General features: G+C 62.2%; 14 protein-coding genes. 11 read left to right on the forward strand and 3 right to left on the reverse strand.

The features are described from left to right. Positions 1 to 192: 192 nt before the first annotated feature. The 10 genes from M0D68_RS04685 to M0D68_RS04730 all read left to right on the forward strand — a co-directional run bounded on the left by M0D68_RS04685 (position 193) and on the right by M0D68_RS04730 (position 11742). Positions 193 to 1662, forward strand: coding sequence for a sigma-54-dependent Fis family transcriptional regulator (locus M0D68_RS04685; protein WP_093634386.1), 1470 nt, complete (start codon positions 193 to 195; stop codon positions 1660 to 1662). A gap of 87 nt (positions 1663 to 1749) precedes the next feature. Then, positions 1750 to 2010, forward strand: coding sequence for a hypothetical protein (locus M0D68_RS04690; protein ID WP_211699834.1), 261 nt, complete (start codon positions 1750 to 1752; stop codon positions 2008 to 2010). A 512-nt stretch (positions 2011 to 2522) separates the two neighbouring features. Next, positions 2523 to 2726: a hypothetical protein gene (locus tag M0D68_RS04695; protein ID WP_093634388.1), complete on the forward strand. Its 204-nt coding sequence runs from the start codon at positions 2523 to 2525 to the stop codon at positions 2724 to 2726. Between the two features lie 93 nt (positions 2727 to 2819). After that, positions 2820 to 4019, forward strand: a complete 1200-nt coding sequence (locus M0D68_RS04700; RefSeq protein WP_266223891.1) for a serine hydrolase — start codon at positions 2820 to 2822, stop codon at positions 4017 to 4019. A gap of 167 nt (positions 4020 to 4186) precedes the next feature. Continuing rightward, positions 4187 to 4477 (forward strand): H-NS family nucleoid-associated regulatory protein, encoded by a 291-nt coding sequence (locus M0D68_RS04705; protein WP_054034751.1) that lies wholly within the window; start codon positions 4187 to 4189, stop codon positions 4475 to 4477. A 630-nt stretch (positions 4478 to 5107) separates the two neighbouring features. Beyond that, a complete protein-coding gene (fae, locus tag M0D68_RS04710) occupies positions 5108 to 5632 on the forward strand; it encodes a formaldehyde-activating enzyme (protein WP_093634452.1) in 525 nt (174 codons plus the stop codon). Positions 5633 to 5714: 82 nt separating this feature from the next. After that, positions 5715 to 6752, forward strand: coding sequence for an aldo/keto reductase (locus M0D68_RS04715; RefSeq protein ID WP_266223892.1), 1038 nt, complete (start codon positions 5715 to 5717; stop codon positions 6750 to 6752). Beyond that, positions 6749 to 8188, forward strand: coding sequence for an NAD-dependent succinate-semialdehyde dehydrogenase (locus M0D68_RS04720; RefSeq protein WP_266223893.1), 1440 nt, complete (start codon positions 6749 to 6751; stop codon positions 8186 to 8188). Before M0D68_RS04715 ends, M0D68_RS04720 begins: the two co-directional genes overlap by 4 nt. Before the next feature lie 173 nt (positions 8189 to 8361). Next, entirely contained in the window at positions 8362 to 9747 is a 1386-nt protein-coding gene (locus M0D68_RS04725; protein ID WP_266223977.1) for an MFS transporter, read from the forward strand. Positions 9748 to 10140: 393 nt separating this feature from the next. Further along, entirely contained in the window at positions 10141 to 11742 is a 1602-nt protein-coding gene (locus M0D68_RS04730) for a peptide chain release factor 3 (protein WP_200617543.1), read from the forward strand. 121 nt (positions 11743 to 11863) lie between these two features. Here M0D68_RS04730 and M0D68_RS04735 read toward each other — a convergent pair whose 3' ends face one another. Beyond that, positions 11864 to 12733: a LysR substrate-binding domain-containing protein gene (locus tag M0D68_RS04735; protein ID WP_200652311.1), complete on the reverse strand. Its 870-nt coding sequence runs from the start codon at positions 12731 to 12733 to the stop codon at positions 11864 to 11866. Between the two features lie 363 nt (positions 12734 to 13096). Between M0D68_RS04735 and M0D68_RS04740 the strand changes: the two genes are divergently transcribed. After that, on the forward strand, positions 13097 to 15592 hold the full coding sequence (locus tag M0D68_RS04740) for a GNAT family N-acetyltransferase (RefSeq protein ID WP_266223894.1): 2496 nt from the start codon (positions 13097 to 13099) through the stop codon (positions 15590 to 15592). 106 nt (positions 15593 to 15698) lie between these two features. Here M0D68_RS04740 and M0D68_RS04745 read toward each other — a convergent pair whose 3' ends face one another. Beyond that, positions 15699 to 16244: a hypothetical protein gene (locus tag M0D68_RS04745; RefSeq protein ID WP_054034758.1), complete on the reverse strand. Its 546-nt coding sequence runs from the start codon at positions 16242 to 16244 to the stop codon at positions 15699 to 15701. 77 nt (positions 16245 to 16321) lie between these two features. Continuing rightward, positions 16322 to 17110: an IclR family transcriptional regulator gene (locus tag M0D68_RS04750; RefSeq protein ID WP_093634394.1), complete on the reverse strand. Its 789-nt coding sequence runs from the start codon at positions 17108 to 17110 to the stop codon at positions 16322 to 16324. Positions 17111 to 17172 lie beyond the last annotated feature (62 nt).

Below are 17172 nucleotides of genomic sequence, written 5' to 3' on the forward strand. Positions count from 1 at the left end.
GCCGAAGTTCGAAACGTGATGCGGCCGATTGTACCCAAACGTCTCCAAATCGGGACGCAGTTCGGCTGAACACAGGCCGAACCGAGGTTAAACCCTTATGGAGTGGGCTTGCTGGCGATCTCGCCGATGAGATAAGCTTGTCCACGAAATGAGATATGCATAAATAGAACGATAGCCGGAGACAGCGACACCATGATGAACGACTGGGCGGGCCTTCCTGCTACCTACGGCGACGTACTCCGCCGGGCGATGGACTCGCTCTTCCGCACGTTCGAAAACTTCAGCGAAGGCACCTTCATCGTCGACGCCGAGGCGCGCGTCGTCTGGATCAACAAGCGCTACGCGGCGCGCTTTGGGTTTTCGGACCCGGAGCAGGCGATTGGCCGGGATTGCGAGGAGGTGATTCCCAACAGCCTGATGCGCGAGGTTGTGAAAACCGGCAAGCCGATTCTGCTCGACATCCTCGAAACGGGCCGCGAGCCGCTTGTCGTGACGCGGCTGCCGTTGAAAGACGATGCGGGTGAAACGGTCGGCGCGGTGGGTTTCGCGTTGTTCGACGAACTGAAGGCGCTCACGCCGCTCTTTTCCCACTACTCGCGCGTGCAGGAAGAGTTGATCGCGACGCGCCAGTCGCTCGCGCAGGCAAGACGGGCGAAGTACACGTTCGGCAGTTTTGTCGGTACGAGCGCGGCCAGTCTCGAAGTGAAGCGCCAGGCGCGCCGCGCCGCGCAACTCGAGTCGCCGGTGCTGTTGCTCGGCGAAACCGGCACGGGCAAGGAACTGCTGGCGCATGCCATTCACGGCGGATCGGCACGGGCAAATTGGCCGCTCGTGACCGTCAACGTGGCGGCGATTCCGGACACCTTGCTCGAAGTCGAATTCTTCGGCGCCGCTCCCGGCGCCTATACCGGCGCCGACCGGAAAGGACGGGTCGGCAAATTCGAGCTTGCGAACGGCGGCACGCTGTTTCTCGACGAAATCGGCGACATGCCGCTGCCTTTGCAGGGCAAGCTGTTGCGCGTGCTGCAGGACAAGGAGTTCGAGCCGCTTGGCTCGAACCGGATCGTGCGCGCGGACGTGCGGATCATCGCCGCGACCTCAGCCGATTTGCCAGCGCTGGTCGCGGCCGGGCGTTTCCGCGCGGACCTGTTCTATCGGCTGAACGTATTGACGATCCAGGCGCCGGCGCTGCGCGAGCGTTCGTCCGATATCGAGGCGCTTGCCTACGCCATGCTCGAGGACCTGTCGGCGCAAGCGCCGGGCGCCAGCCACTTCGAATTGCAGGACGATGCCTTGCGGCTGCTGTGTTCGTATGGGTGGCCCGGCAATGTGCGCGAGCTCCGCAACACATTGGAGCGAGCAGTGGTGCTCTCGGACAGCGAGCGCATCGATGCGCGTGCGCTAGCGCCGTTCATCGGTCCAGCACGCAGCGGACATCGTCCGCTTGTTTCCGCGGGCTCTGAAGCGCACGCTTCAGATGCCACCTCGGAGGCGCCTGACGTGACGTCGTCATGGAGCGAAGCCATGGCCGCGTTCGAAAAGCGCTTCCTGGGCGACGCCTTGCGCGCCAACGGCGGTCGCGTGATCGAGACGGCCATGCAGATAGGCATGGGCCGCGCGACGCTCTATAAGAAGATCGCTGCATACGGCATCGAGGTGTGACGAAGTCCCGCTACATCGCGTGGCGAAGTGTAATTGCCGCGTGGCACAATCGCGTGATCGAAAAACAAGACGTGATCGGGGTTTCAAATGAAACGCAGTCTTTTCTCTTTCGCGCGCGGTGCCTGTGCTGCGCTGGCGCTTCCCGCAATCGCCATGCTGAGCAGTTGTAGCAGTAGCGCACCGCTGTTTCTGTCGGACGGCCGACCAACTACGCTGGTCCAGTGTTCGGTCGGATCCGACTCCTGCTCGCAGCAGGCAAACGCAGCGTGCGGCGGCGCCTTCGACGTCGTGCGCCAGTCCAGCGACAACGGCACCCTCAGTCTGATTTACGCCTGCCGGGCGAAATGACGCCACGCCGGCCAATGGCTGGTGTGATGCGTGTGATTGACACTTTCCTTCGTTGATCCCGCCGCTCGGCCATGACGGCGGGCTGTCTCCCTCTCTTCGCAGTTTCCGCTTAACCGGACCAAACCGGCCATATGGCGAGCAGTGTCATGCGGAAAGCATATGACCGTCATAAATATCTGGCTCTAATGTGCGTTCGCCAAAACGGTTACGATGCGCAATGAATATCGATCGAATTGCTTCGAGTTTATTACCTTAATTATTTGCTCTGACAAAAAGCGCTCGGTTTTCGCCGTCAGGCCGAGTCGGTGCGGCATCTAACGGAACGCGAAGTTTCGCCGCAGTATCCTCATCTGGCCGGCTCACAATCAAAAACAATGTGCAGGTTTTGCCGGTTTTTCGGCGGTCCGAATTATCCGCTTCAGAAAAATCTTCCGTTTTAACGGAGCTTCTGGAGTAATCAGGGCACGCTTTATGCTTTTAAACTGGCTCAATGAGTAATTCCGGGGAAAGCAATGAATCACCTCCAACTCGAAAAAGATATCCAGCACCTTGAAAATGTAATCACGCATATTTCCGCTGAAGACCGCATCCCGCTGTCGTATTGGCGCAATCGCATTAACTCGGTGTCCGGAGCGGCACTGATGCCGGCACAGGCTAATCGCGTCAAACGGCTCAATGCGGCCCTCGCTGCATTGGAGGACCGGCAGAAAGCGTAACTGTCCATGGTTGGAGGGTGACGTGTACCGTCTGATCGGGTAACGTTTCCGGCAGAAATTAGGGAACGTAACACCTAAGAATTCAGGAGGAGCATGCAACCAGCAGGATTTTCAGCCGCCCGGCTGACGGCGCTGACGAACGCCATGCAAGGCTATGTGGAACGCGGCGAAGTGACGGGGGTCGTTTCGCTGGTCTGGCGGCGCGGTGAAATCGGCTACTTCGAGCCGCTCGGCCTGCGCGACGAAGCGGCCCAATTGCCCATGGAGCGCGACACGCTGTTTCGCATCGCGTCGATGACCAAATCGGTGACGAGCGCGGCGATCCTGATGCTGATCGAGGAGGATCGGTTCGCGCTCGACACGCCAATCTCATTGTGGTTGCCGGAGCTGGCAGCGCCATCCGTGTTGCGCGACCCCACCGGCCCGCTCGACGAAACCGACCCGGTCAGAGCGCCACTTACCGTGCTCGATCTGCTCACGCACCGCGCCGGCTTTGCTTATCACTTCACCGCCACCGGACCGTTGGCCGAAGCTTACGCGGCGGCCTTCAACGGCATTGAAGCGCGCGGGGATGCCAGCGCGTGGCTGGGGCGCATAGCCAGCTTGCCGTTGATGTTTCAGCCCGGCTCGCGCTGGCATTACGGTATCGCGACCGACGTCCTCGGCGTGCTGATCGAGCGCGTGAGCGGCATGCGGCTGGGTGACTTCTTCCGGACGCGGATTTTCGAACCGCTCGGCATGCGCGATACGGCGTTCTGGGTGCCCGACGCGCAACTCACACGTTTGGCGACGGCCTATGGCGTCGAGGCGGGTACGCGGCGGCGCGTGGTCGAAGATCATTCGTCGGCGAGCCGCTGGGCGAATCCCGGCCGCTTCCAGAGCGGCGGCGGTGGCCTCGTCTCGACAGCGCAGGACTATCTGCAGTTCGCGCAACTGTTGCTCGGGCGTGGACGTGTCGGCTCGATACGTCTGCTGTCGCATCGCTCGGTCGATTTGATGCGCTCGAATTTTCTGACCCGCGACCAGCGGCGTGTGCCGGCGTTCGGTCATGTGCTGTGGGCAGGCCAGGGCTTCGGCCTCGGCTTGTCGGTGGTCGACGATCCGGCGCAGCAGTTGCCGCTTGGCTATCGCTCGGTGGGTTCGTTCGGCTGGCCGGGTGCGTATGGCACGAGCTGGTTCGCCGATCCGGTGGAGGACCTGATCGGATTGATGCTGATTCAGCGGCGTGCTGTCGAACCCTTCCCAATGTCGGTTGATTTCGAGCGCCGCGTGTACGATGCAATTGACGATTGAGTGCGTGGCCTGCAGCAGTTGAGCGGGCGGTCTTGAACGGCGGACGGTTCACGGGCGCACTCTGAGCGGACCGCCCTGCGCGGGCCGCTCTATCCGGCACTTTATTCGTCTGATAGTGTCCGCAAGTGTCCGCACCGCAGTTCGTCAAATCGATCGGAGTACCCGCCATGGCCTCATATAAACAGTTGACTGCTCAGCTCGAGAAGCTCCATAAAGAAGTCGCGGTGGCGCGCGAAAAGGAAATCGCACAGGCGATTGCCGAGATCAAGCAGAAGGTTGCCGAGTACGATCTGACCGCGGAAGAGCTGGGTTTTACGAGCAAGCGTGCCGCGGTACGCAAAGCGCCTTCGGTAGCCAAGTACCGCAACCCGAAAACCGGCGAGACGTGGAGTGGCCGTGGTCGCTCGCCTGGCTGGCTCGCCGGCAAGAATCGCGAGCGCTTTCTGATCGAAGGCTAGAGTACGGTTCGACCGTGGCGCTTGCGCTCGCAACGCGCCGAATTTTTCTGAAGTGAAGTTGCGTCGGGTTTTTCTCGCACCGCTGAGAGGGTCCCGAAAACGCTCACCTTTCGCGTGAGCTTGCAACGCGCGCCGTGGGTTTAGCGAGGCGCCTCGCGCCAGGGTTCGTTGTTTCGGTGAGCCTGGTTTTGTCGGATGACGCACCTTGCGGTGCGATCACTCCGGCTGTCTCTCGCGGTGTCGCGACCTCCCTCGAAACCCGCGCCAGCCTTTGCTGGCGGGCGTTCCCTGGCTATGCGAAGAATCGCGTAGTCCATCGTTCGATTCTCACACGGTCTTTTCCGCGTGCTTCGCCTCGCTGCTGAACCTCGCGCCGCGGGTGCGTGTGCGGTCTTCTGTGCGTTCACCTTTCGCCTAGATTCGAGGCTCGCCATCGCGAGTCCCGAAAAGTCTCACCTTTGCGCTTGAACGTGCGCGCGACTCAACGCGCACATCCAACGTGCCGACTGGTGCGCCCGGGGCAAACCCGGAGATGAGTTCGCCTCATACCCCGGATCAAAACTCATCGATACATGGTCGCGAAGACCGCGCAGCACAATCGGTCATCCACTCAACCTCGACGGAAAGACCATGAGCGTATCGACGGACAAACAACTCTTTATCGGCGAAGGATTCGAAGGTCCTGGCGTCAATCTCGCGCATATCAACGTGCTGGTCGGCCCACGCAACGGGCCTGCAGGGCAGGCTTTCGCTACGGCATTGGCGACGCCTTCAGCGGGACACGCGCCGTTCGTCGTGATCGCGCGGCCGGGTGTGCCGACCAAGCCGCTGACGCTCTATGTGAACAAGGCGCAGATCGGCAGCGACTTCCACGGCAACGCGACGTGGGGTGCTTCGCAAGCCGGCATCGCGAAAGCGGTGGCCGAATCGCTGGAGAACGGCACGTTGCCGCCCGAAGCGGAGAACGATTGGGTGGTGGTGTCGGCGAACTGGGTCAATCCGGCCACCGACGATCTCGACGCCGTCTTCGAGAACAACTACCGCGCGTGCAAGAACGCGATTCTCGCGGCGATGAAGGGCCTGCCGCATCGCGATGAAGTGTTTGCCGCCGCGCGCGACGTATCGAATCCGTTCTACACCCCCAAACAACGTTAATCACACGCAACGTGGTTCGCGCGCCGTGAGGGGCGTGCTGCTGCGTGCGCTACTGAATGTGATCAGGAAGGAGACAAGCACTATGGAATACATTCGCCTCGGCCACTCGGGCCTGAAGGTGTCGCGTTTGTGCCTCGGCACGATGAACATGGGCACGCCGCAATGGAAGCCCTGGATCTTCGACGAAGCGCAGAGCGAGCCGATCGTGCGTCACGCGCTGGAAGCCGGCGTCAATTTCATCGACCTCGCCGATTTCTATTCGACCGGTGTAGGCGAAGAAGTGGTGGGCCGCATTCTGAAGCGCATTGCACGGCGTGAAGAGATTGTCGTGACGACCAAGGTCGGCTACGACATGGGCGCGTATCAGAACGCCGGTGGCCATTCGCGCAAACACATCATGGACGGCATCGACGCGTCGCTCACGCGCCTCGGTATGGATTACGTCGATATTTACATGCTGCATTTCTTCGACGTGAACACGCCGGTTGAGGAAACGATGGGTGCGTTGAACGATATCGTGTGCGCGGGCAAGGCTCGTTATATCGGCGTATCGACGATGTACACGTGGCAGTTCGCGAAGATCATGCAAGTGTGTGAGCGCAACGGCTGGCACAAACCCATCAACATGCAACTGCAGTTGAACCTTGCGTACCGCGAGGAAGAGCGCGAAATGATTCCGTATTGCCAGGATCAGGGCGTCGGGGTGTCGGTGTTCAGTCCGCTGGCGCGTGGTCTGTTGACCTGCGATCCAAACTCGACGCGTAACCAGACCGATTTCTTCACGGCGCAGATGTACGGCGATACGGTATCTCGTGAGATTGCTGCTTCGGTGACGCGCGTGGCGGCGCGGCGTGGTGTGTCGGCCGCGCAGATCGCGCAGGCCTGGGTGCTGAATCATGGTGGTGTGGCGAGCATGCTGGTAGGGGCGGACACACCTGCGCAATTCGATAGCGCGTTGGCCGCCTTAGGCACGAAGCTCTCCGCCGACGAACTATTCGAACTCGAACGCAATTACACCCCGTGCGATCTGATCAACGACTACACCGCGGGCAAACGCATCGCTCGTGAAGCGCGGCTTGCGCAAGGCACGTTCGTCGAGAACCTGGAGAAGGCAGCATGAACGAGTTTCTCCGAACCGGACATTACATTGGCGGTGAGTGGTACGAAAGCGCAAGCACGTATCCCGTTCTGAATCCTGCGACGGGCGAGGTGATCGCTCAAGTCGCCAGGGGCGGCGCGGCGGAAACGACGCAGGCCGTTGCCGAGGCGGAACGCGCTTTTCCGGTGTGGCGTGCGTTGACCGCAAAAGAACGTGGCGCGCGTGTCAGACGCTGGGGCGAGTTGATGCTCGAGAACCGCGACGCGCTCGCTGAACTGCTGACGCGTGAGCAAGGTAAGCCACTTGCCGAAGCACGCGGCGAAGTCGGCTACGCCGCGAGCTTCTTCGAATGGTTCGCTGAGGAAGCCAAGCGCAGTTATGGCGACGTGATCCCGAGCCCGAATCCGAACGCGAAGATCATCGTGACGCGCGAACCGGTCGGCGTAGTCGCGGCCATCACGCCGTGGAATTTCCCGCTCGCGATGATTACGCGCAAGGCCGGGCCGGCGCTCGCAGCGGGCTGCACGATGGTGCTGAAGCCTTCCGAAGAAACGCCGTTGTCCGCTTTGGCTCTGGCCGTACTGGCGGAGAAGGCCGGCATTCCACCAGGCGTATTCAACATCGTCTCCGGCGACGCAGTCGCGATCGGCGGCGTGCTGACTGAATCCGAGGTGGTGCGCAAGCTGTCGTTCACCGGCTCGACGCGCGTCGGCAAACTGCTCGCGAAGCAGTCGGCGGATACGCTGAAGAAGCTGTCTTTGGAGCTTGGCGGCAACGCGCCATTCATCGTGTTCGACGATGCGGATATCGACGCGGCAGTGCAAGGCGCGATGGCTTCGAAATTCCGCAACACGGGGCAGACCTGTGTGTGCGTGAATCGCTTCTACGTTCAGGACGGCATCTACGATGCGTTCACGCAGGCGCTGACGCAAGCCGTGCGGAAGATGCGTGTCGGCAATGCGCTGCAAGGCGAGGTCGAACAAGGTCCGCTGATCAACCAGACGGCGCTGAAGAAGGTGGAGGCGCATGTTGCCGACGCGTTGCAGAAAGGTGCGAAGGTTTTGACGGGCGGCAAACCGCACGCGCTCGGCGGCACATTCTATGAGCCGACCGTGCTGATCGATGCATCGAAGTCTATGCTGGTCGCCGCGGAAGAAACCTTCGGCCCGGTGGCAGCGTGCTTTCGCTTCAAGACGGAAGACGAAGCCATCGCTGCGGCCAACGATACGCCGTTCGGTCTCTCTGCCTATTTCTATACGCGTGACCTGGCGCGTGCATGGCGCGTCGCGGAGGCGCTGGAGAGCGGCATGGTCGGCATTAACGAAGGGATTCTTTCGACTGAAGTCGCGCCATTCGGCGGCGTCAAGCAATCAGGCCTAGGCCGCGAAGGCTCGAAGTACGGGCTCGATGAATACACGGAACTGAAGTACATGATGATGGGCGGGCTCGGCCGCTGATCTGCGTCTCACACGTTCGCCTGGCGCATCGCATGTCAAAGCATGCGGCGAGTAACGAGGCGAACGACGAGATGAACAGCGAAGCGAATCACGAGCCCAACTGCGCGGCTTGGCGCGGCACCGGCATCACGCCGGCACCGCGCCATCCGCGCACGTACAAACAAGGAGACAGCGTGAGCACTCAGGATAGCCAGGCGGCCACTCTCGGCGTCGCCCCCACTTTACCGTCCGCCGCGGCGGCGGCCGTGCGCGGCCCCGTTCCTCTGGATGACGTTCCGTTGAACGCGTTCCACGTCAAGATCGCCGGGTTGACGTTCGGCGCTCACTTTACTGAAGGGTTTGCACTCGGCACGATCGGCTATGCGCTGGCGTCGCTGAATCGCCAGATGCCGCTCGACGCGTTCTGGATGGGCATGATAGGCAGTTCCGCGCTGATGGGCATCTTTGTCGGCAGCCTCGTGTTTGGCTGGCTGTCGGATCGCCTGGGAAGACAGAAGATCTTTTTGATGAGTTTTCTGATCATTACCGCAGCAGCGTTCGCGCAGTTCTACGTGAGTTCGCCGTTCGAGTTGTGTCTGCTGCGGGTGTTGATCGGTTTCGGCATGGGCGGCGATTTTGCGGTCGGGCACGCGATTCTCGCCGAGTTCTCGCCACGCAAGCATCGCGGTACCTTGCTCGGCTCGTTCAGCGTGGTGTGGACGATCGGCTATGTGGTCGCCAACGTGCTCGGCATGCAGTACGCCGACGCGTCGCCGGATGCGTGGCGCTGGCTGCTTGCGTCCGCTGGCATTCCCGCGCTGATCGTGCTGATTTTGCGTATGGGCACGCCGGAATCGCCGCGTTGGTTGCACGGCAAGGGACGTGTTGCTGAAGCCAAGGCAATCGTGCTCAAGCACTTCGGCCCTAACGTAACGCTTGACGGCGGCGACGACGAACACGCGCAAGCGCGCGGCGGCTTCATGCGCCTGTTCAAGAAGGACCTGATCCGCAGAACGATCTTCAACTGTGCGTTCTTTGTGTGCCTCGTGATTCCGTACTTCGCGATCTACACGTTTCTGCCCACCATTCTTAAAGCGATCCATTTGAACGACGGATCGGGTGCGGATTTTCTGTTGAACGGCTTCCTCGTGCTTGGTGCGCTGATTGGTATCTGGCTCACCATTAAGTTATCGCGCCGTGCGTTTCTGATCGGCTCGTTCGCGGTGACGTGCATGTCGCTGATTGCGTTGAGCTTGCTGCCGGAGTCTGCAACGCTCGCGATGATCGTCGCATTCGCGATCTTCACGCTGACGATGTCTGCGTTCTCGAACCTTGTTGGCGTGTTTCCTCCAGAGTGTTTCCCGACCGAGGTTCGCGCGTGCGGCGTCGGGTTGGCCATTGCGTGCAGCCGTCTTGGTTCGGCGGTCGGCACGTTTCTGTTGCCGCTCGGCATCCTTCACCTGGGTTTCCACGCGACGATGATGGTGCTGGCTGTTGTTCTGCTGATCGGCATGGTGGTGTCGATCGCATGGGCGCCTGAAACGAAGCATCTGACCTTGAACGAAGCCAGCGGCGCGTAGTCTGCGGTCAGTGTGTTGTTTGGAAACCCCGTCGCATCGGCAACAATGCGGCGGGGTTTCTCATTTGCTGCGCGAGAGCCGGCCGGAGACGCTCCAGGCATTTGTCGAACAGGTCCTAATCGCCGATCGCGCATCCGTCCCCAAAACCCCATTTCCATACGTCAACCCCCATGACGTGTATCATTCGTTCCCTGCGCTGTTCTGTGCCGGCAATTCCCGTATTTCCAAACGCTCGTTCGTAACCTGGTTGGTTGTGACGCGGCGGAGTTGCCATCGTGACGCGGGTCTCCGATCCAACTCCCGCAGCTCGACGCCGCCGCGCCAGACGTGGCAGACCCGAGGCCACAAGCTTCGGGACACCGCCCGAACCCCTATCCGTGACCGCCAGACCCGATGTCAGTCTCCGAACTCAAACGCCGCCGCACGTTCGCGGTTATTTCCCACCCGGACGCGGGCAAAACCACGCTCACTGAAAAGCTGCTGCTGTTCTCGGGCGCGATTCAGATCGCCGGTACCGTGAAGGGCCGCAAGAGCAATCGCTACGCGACCTCGGACTGGATGGAGATCGAAAAGCAGCGCGGCATTTCCGTCGCCAGTTCGGTCATGCAGTTCGAGTACGGTGACGCCGTCATCAATCTGCTCGACACCCCGGGCCACGAAGACTTCTCCGAAGATACCTATCGCGTGCTGACGGCGGTTGACGCTGCCGTGATGGTGATCGACGGCGCGAACGGCGTCGAAGCGCAAACGCTGAAACTGCTCGAAGTCTGCCGCAGCCGCAAGACGCCGATCGTCACCTTCATCAACAAGCTCGACCGCGAAGTGCGCGAGCCGCTCGAACTGCTCGATGAAATCGAGCAGCATCTCGGCGTCGCCGCCGTGCCGTTCACATGGCCGATCGGCATGGGCAAGGACTTCCAGGGCGTCTACGACATTCAGCATGACCAGGTGCGCCTGTTCCGCGCCGGGCAGGATAAGGCGGGCGGGGCGGTCGAAACGTTGCAAGCGCTCAGCGACGAAGAAGGCGAACGCCGCTTCGGCCATAGCTGGGTCAAGGCGAAAGAAGAGATTGATCTGATCACCGGCGCGTCGCCTGATTTCGATCGCGAGCAGTTCCTCGCAGGTCAGCAATCCCCGGTGCTGTTCGGGTCGGCGATCAATAACTTCGGCGTGAAGGAAATTCTCGATGCGCTGGTCGATCTGGCGCCGCCGCCGTCGATGCGCATGACCGTGCAGCGTCCGGTGATGCCGGACGAGCCGAAGTTCACCGGCGTCGTCTTCAAGGTGCAGGCGAACATGGACCTGGCACACCGCGACCGCGTGGCGTTCATTCGCGTGTGTTCGGGGCATTTCGAACGCGGCATGGCCGTGAAGGTGACGCGCACGAACAAGACGTTCCGCGCGAATAACGTGGTGACTTTCCTGTCGCAGCGTCGTGAGACGGTGAGCGAGGCGTATCCGGGCGACATCATCGGTATTCCGAATCACGGCACGTTGAGTCTCGGCGATACGCTGACCGAAGGTGAGCTTCTGCAGTTCGTCGGCTTGCCGTTCTTCGCGCCGGAAATTTTCCAGACGGTGGAAGTGGTCGATCCGATGCGCGCCAAGCAACTCGGCGAAGCGCTGAAGCAACTCGGCGAGGAAGGCGCGATTCAGGTGTTCCGTCCGGAAGTCGGCGGTCTGATGATTCTCGGCGCGGTCGGTCAACTGCAGTTTGAGGTGGTGTCGCACCGCTTGTCGACGGAATACAAGGTCGATGTGCGGATGGCGCCGGCGCGCTATCGCATGTCGCGTTGGGTGACGTGTGACGATGCGGCCGAATTGCGCCGTTTTACGGATTCGTACGCGGCGCGAATCGCGCTCGATGCATCGGATGCGCCGACGTATCTGGCATCGCACGTATCGGAGATCGAAGTCGCGCAGAAGGCCTGGCCGAAGATTGTCTTCAATGAGCTGCGCGAGCATTCAGGCGCGCCGTTCAAGAAGGCGATGTAACGTCGTCCGGCCGCGAGCGCTCGGTGCTTGCGTCGTTAGACGAATAAAAAGCCGCGTCGAAAAAACGCGGCTTTTTTTCGCTCCTACTTTGCCGTTCGCAATGCAGAGCAGCCGCAGCGCCTCACTCCATCTTCAAAACCTCTTCCCTCATCCAACCGGCAAACGCTTGCACATGTTCAAGCGACGCATGGTGTTGCGCCACGTCGAGCCAGTAGCCGTACGGCCCGGCTACTTCAACATCGGAAAACCGCGCGAGACTCCCGTCCGCCAGTTCCTCGACGATCATGTTCCGATCGACCACCGCCAGCCCCGCGCCTTTGCGCGCGGCGCGGATCGCCTGCTCCAGCGTAGAAAACTCGATGCCGTTTTCCGCGTAGCGTGCGGGCAGGCCCGCTTTCGCCAGCCAGTTCGGCCATAGGTCCAGGCGGGCGTCGTTATGCAGGACGTGCAGCGCGGGCAAATGTTCGAGCAGCATGTCGAGTGATTCGCTGAGCAGACCCGGTGCGCCGACCAGTACGTGGCGCTCCATCATCAGCAATTCGGAATGTGCACCTGCCAGTGCGTTTCGGCCGAAGCGGATGACGCAGTGACAGTCTTCCGTGGGCGACGTGCGAACGGACAGTTCGACATCGGGCAATTCGTCTCCCAGCGAACCGAGCCGCGGCGAGAACCATTGGGTCGCAAAGGTGGGCGGCACGGCGACGACGAGACGCCGCCGCCCTTTGGCTGCGGTGATCTGACGGAAGCCGCGTTCGATGGTGTCGAAGGCCTCGGAGAGGCAAGGCAGGAACTGCAGCCCGGCCGGCGTCAGCCGGATACCCTTGTGATCGCGCTCAAACAGCTTCGCGCCGAGCGATTCCTCGAGCAACTTGATCTGCCGGCTCACCGCGCCTTGGGTAACGCATAGCGCAGTGGCCGCGCGGTTAAAGCTCATGTGCCGGGCTGTTTCTTCAAAGAAGCGCAACGCGATCAGTGATGGCAAGCGCCGCATAAATCACCTTCTGTCTCTTTGTTCGTCCGGAGCGGGCGTGACGGTTGTCGCGTGCCTGCTCGCGTAATCCATGTTCGTGCCGCGCGTTGTCTCCGACGCGCCATGCCGCCATCAATCAGCCCGCACGTTTCAGAGGCAAACGGGCTGGTCGGGCATCCCTAGGATTGTCGCATTCAGGCTTGATATTTTGCCTGATCGCGCTAAAAAAATTCTGGCGTGCGTTGGTGCGGATCAAGCGGGATTCCGTCCCCGTCATGCCGCATTTTCAGAACCGCCGCCGCGCAAGCTCTCGACTTCGCCTATCCTGACGAAGACGCGCGCCACCTGGCCGCTGTGCCTACTTCACACTCCGCTGGAGCGCCCGTGACCGTTCGCAACCTAGACGCCCTGTTCCGCCCTAAATCCGTCGCCGTGATCGGCGCCTCCGAGCGACCGGGCAGCACCGGCGCAATGGTGTGGGCGCGTGTGCTGGAAGGCGGCTTCGAGGGCCCTGTCTGGCCGGTCAATCCGAAATACGAGACGCTCGGCGGCCGCAAGGTCATCGGCGATGTCGGCGATTTGCCGCAAGCGCCTACCGTCGCGCTGATCTGCACGCCGCCCGATACGTGGCCCGGCATCATCCACAAGCTCGGCGGGTTGGGCACGCGCGCGGCGATCATCGTCGGCGAGGTGCGGAGCGATGAGGACCGCGTGCATCTCCGGCATGCGCTCTCGGCGGCGCGGCCGCATTTGCTGCGCATCGTCGGGCCGGGCAGTCTCGGGGTGGTGTCGCCGGCGTTCCACGCGCATTTCGGTGCGCCGTCGTGCACGGTGAAGGCGGGTGGCGTGGCATGGGTGTCGCAATCGAATGCACTGACGAATGCCGTGCTCGGTTGGGCGCATGCGCGCGGCCTTGGCTTTTCGCACGCCGTGGCGCTGGGTGGCGAAGCCGACGTGGACGCCGGCGACGTGCTCGACTATCTGGCGAGCGATCCCGGCACGCGCGCGATCCTCCTGGAGTTGGATACGGTGCGCGCCGCGCGCAAGTTCATGTCGGCGGCTCGCGCGGCGGCGCGTAACAAACCGGTACTGGCGTTACGTTCGGGCCGTGCCGATCCGGCTGATGCGTTGTACACCGCTGCATTCCGTCGCGCGGGCATGGTGCGTGTCGACTCGCTCGACGATCTGCTAGATGAGATCGAAACGCTCGGCGTGGGCCGGGTGGCGGCAGGCGCGACGGCGACGCTGATCACCAGCGACAGCGGTCTCGCCACGCTCGCCTGCGACGCCTTCGCTGCCGCCGGCGACACGCTCGCGCCGTGGCCTGCCGAAGCGGATGCGGCACTAAGCGAAGCGCTGCCGCACGCGGTGGCCGGCAATCCGCTAAGACTCGGCGACGATGCGCGCCCCGAGCATTTCGGCACCGCGCTCAAACTGCTCGCCGAGCATCGCAGCACGGGCACGGCCTTCGTGGTGCACGCGTCGACGCATGGCGCGCCGGTCGGTGAGGTCGCGCAGGCATTGATCGCGAATCAGCGCTTCGCCTATCGCGGGCTGCTCGCATGCTTTTTCGGCGGCGTGGATGCGGCCACGCGCGATGCGCTGCATGCGCAAGGCATTCCGGTTCATACGACGCCGCAGCGATTGGCGCGCGCCTTTGCGCGTCTGGTCGACTACCGGATGGGCCGCGAGTTGCTGATGCAGACGCCGGAAGGTTTGCCGGCGCAGATACCCGAAGCAATCGACGCCGCTCAGGCGCAAGCCCGCGCCGCGCTTGCAGCAGGTGAGCACCAACTAACCGGGGCGGCAGCGGCACAGTTTCTTGAGCGTTTTGGGCTGAGCGTTGAAACGCAAGGGGGCAACCCGACGACGAAAGAAGCATTAGCGCAAGGCGCTACGCAAGGATCGACGCAAGTGCTATCCCAACAAGCCGCGCAGCAATCCGCCGCAGCGCCGGCACAAGCAGATTGCGAGGAACTGGTCGCCGCGCAGTCGCGCAAGCCGGTTGTCGCCCTCGCCGTCGAACTTCACGACGACGACAACTTCGGCCCCGTTTTCCGCTTCACTGCGCCGTCGACGGATGGCGTGTCCGATCCGCTGCGCGTCTACGGCTTGCCGCCACTCAATCCGATGCTCGCGCGCGACATGGTCACGCACTCGCGCTACGCGCGCCTGATCGATCCCGAGCCGGCATTAACCGCATTGACGGCGCTTTCGCAGGCGGTCTGCGACGTCAAGGAGATCGTCGGCCTCTCGCTGACGCTGCGAGTGTTCAAGGACCACGTGGTGGTAGTCGAGCCGACCCTCAGCCTGGCGGCGAAGCGCAGCCGGCTTGCGATCGTGCCCTATCCGCGCCGCTTCGAAGAGACGCTCGACTGGCAGGGCCTGCGTGTGACGATCCGGCCGATCCGTCCGGAAGACGAAGCCGCGCATCACGATTTTGTCGAAGCGATGACGCCGGAAGATTTACGGCTGCGTTTCTTCGGCGCAGTTGGCAGCTTCGATCATTCACAACTCGCGCGCATGACGCAGATCGACTACGACCGCGAAATGGCGCTGATCGCGACGGTCACCAGCGAAGACGGTTTCACGCGCACGCTCGGCGTCGTGCGCGCCGTCGCTGATCCCGACAACGAGACAGCCGAGTTCGCCGTGGCAGTGCGCTCCGACCAGAAAGGCCGGCGCCTTGGACAATTGCTGATGGATCGGATCATCAAGTACGCGCGGGCGCGCGGCATCCACTGGCTGGTAGGCGAGGCGTTGCGGGAGAACGCGCCGATGATCGCGCTAGCCAGGTCCCGCGGCTTCACCATCACGCCGACGGAAGATCCCGGCGTGGTCGGCTTCAGGATGGCGCTGGATGAACCGGCGCAAGCTTAAGTTGGCGGGGACGGCGCTTGCCGAAGCTCACAGACACAAGGCCGCCCGCTATGACTGTGACGCCAGGCCGCGGCGATTCGCGACCTAGGCGTTGTGACTTCAGCAGTTAAGCCGGCAGCTTCGCCGCGGCTTCGTCGACCTGCGTGCGGGTCACGGACAACTCTTCCAGCAGCGCTTCAGCGTACACAGCGCCGGTTTCGCGTTCCAGGCGCGCGATGGTCGCGGCGCAACGGTTCGCGTCCTTCAGCGTCGCGATGAACGACTTCACCGATTCACCCGCCTTGAAGGCGTCGAACAGCGGCACGCGGATGTCGTCCGGCAGCGGACGCGCCGTCCATTGATACGGCTTGCCGTTGAACGTGAACTGCGGCGGCAATACGCGCTCTTTCTTCGCAGCCGGAATCAGGCCGAAGGTGCGCGCGGCGTCACCGATCTGCTCAGCCGAAAACAGCTCGTCCGGGCTGATGTCGAATTGCTGAATGAAGGTCTCGATGCTGTGCATCGCTGCAGCGCGGTCGTCACGGCGCTTTTGCGCATGAGCGACGATGTCGCGCAGTTCGTCGGCTTCTTCGGGCGTGATCGTGAAGCTCGACTGCTTCTGCTGAAGTTCGGAAAAACGCTGGAATTCGGAATCGGTCAGAAGTTTCGCCATTGCTTGATCGTTGAGCGCGCATGAGGAGACCCCTGCGGCGTGATTTTTGAAAGGGTCGCCATTCTAAACCATGTGCATTAAACAGCCTCTTCCCGAAACATCGAGAGCGCCTGCACCGTCTCACGCAGCAGCGCCGTTGCCGCCTCCAGCGTCGGCGCGACGTATTCGTCGATGCGCCGCAGGTACGGACACGTGAGCACCGCGATCGCCTGACCCGACGGCCCCTGAATCGGAAACGTGACGTCCGTGACACCGAAGGTCTGCTGACTGTCCTTCTGCGAAAAACCCGCCGCGCGAATCCGCTCGCATGCCTGTTCCAGGGCTTCGCGGTCGATCGTGACTTCGCCTTTCACCTTGGTGTGTTCGGCCAGCATCTGGTCGCGTTGCTCGACGCTTTGAAACGCGAGCATCACGCGGCCCGAACCCGTATCGATCAGGCCGACCCGCGAGCCGAGCCGCACCGACATGCCCCACGTGCCCGGTCCGTCCACTTGCGCGATCACCAGCAGATTGCCGCGGTCGTACACCACGAGGTGACACGATTGCTCGGCAGCGTCGGCAAAACGCTGCATGAGCGGCAGCGCTTCGGAGATCAGGCGGTTCATCGGCGGATGACGATGCGCGAGCGCATACAGCTTCAGGCTCAGCGAATAACGGTCGCCCGCCGCCGAGCGCACTACGTACTGCCGTGCGACCAGTCGCTCCAGCATCCGGTACATCTCGCTCGCGTTGCGTCCCAGCCGCTTGGTGATTTCGGCGCGCGTCAGCCCTTCTTTCTGCTCGGCGAGCAGTTCCAGGATGTCGAGGCCCTTGTCCAACGCGGGGGCGCGGTAACGGTCGGCGTCGTCTTTGTCGTCTGCGTCCATGGTGAGCGAGGTTCCGTGTGTTGTTCTCATTATCTGGCGCGTGAGTGTAAGTGCGTGGGGAA

It is taken from the genome of Paraburkholderia sp. SEWSISQ10-3 4, assembly GCF_030464785.1.
Taxonomy (GTDB): domain Bacteria; phylum Pseudomonadota; class Gammaproteobacteria; order Burkholderiales; family Burkholderiaceae; genus Paraburkholderia; species Paraburkholderia aspalathi.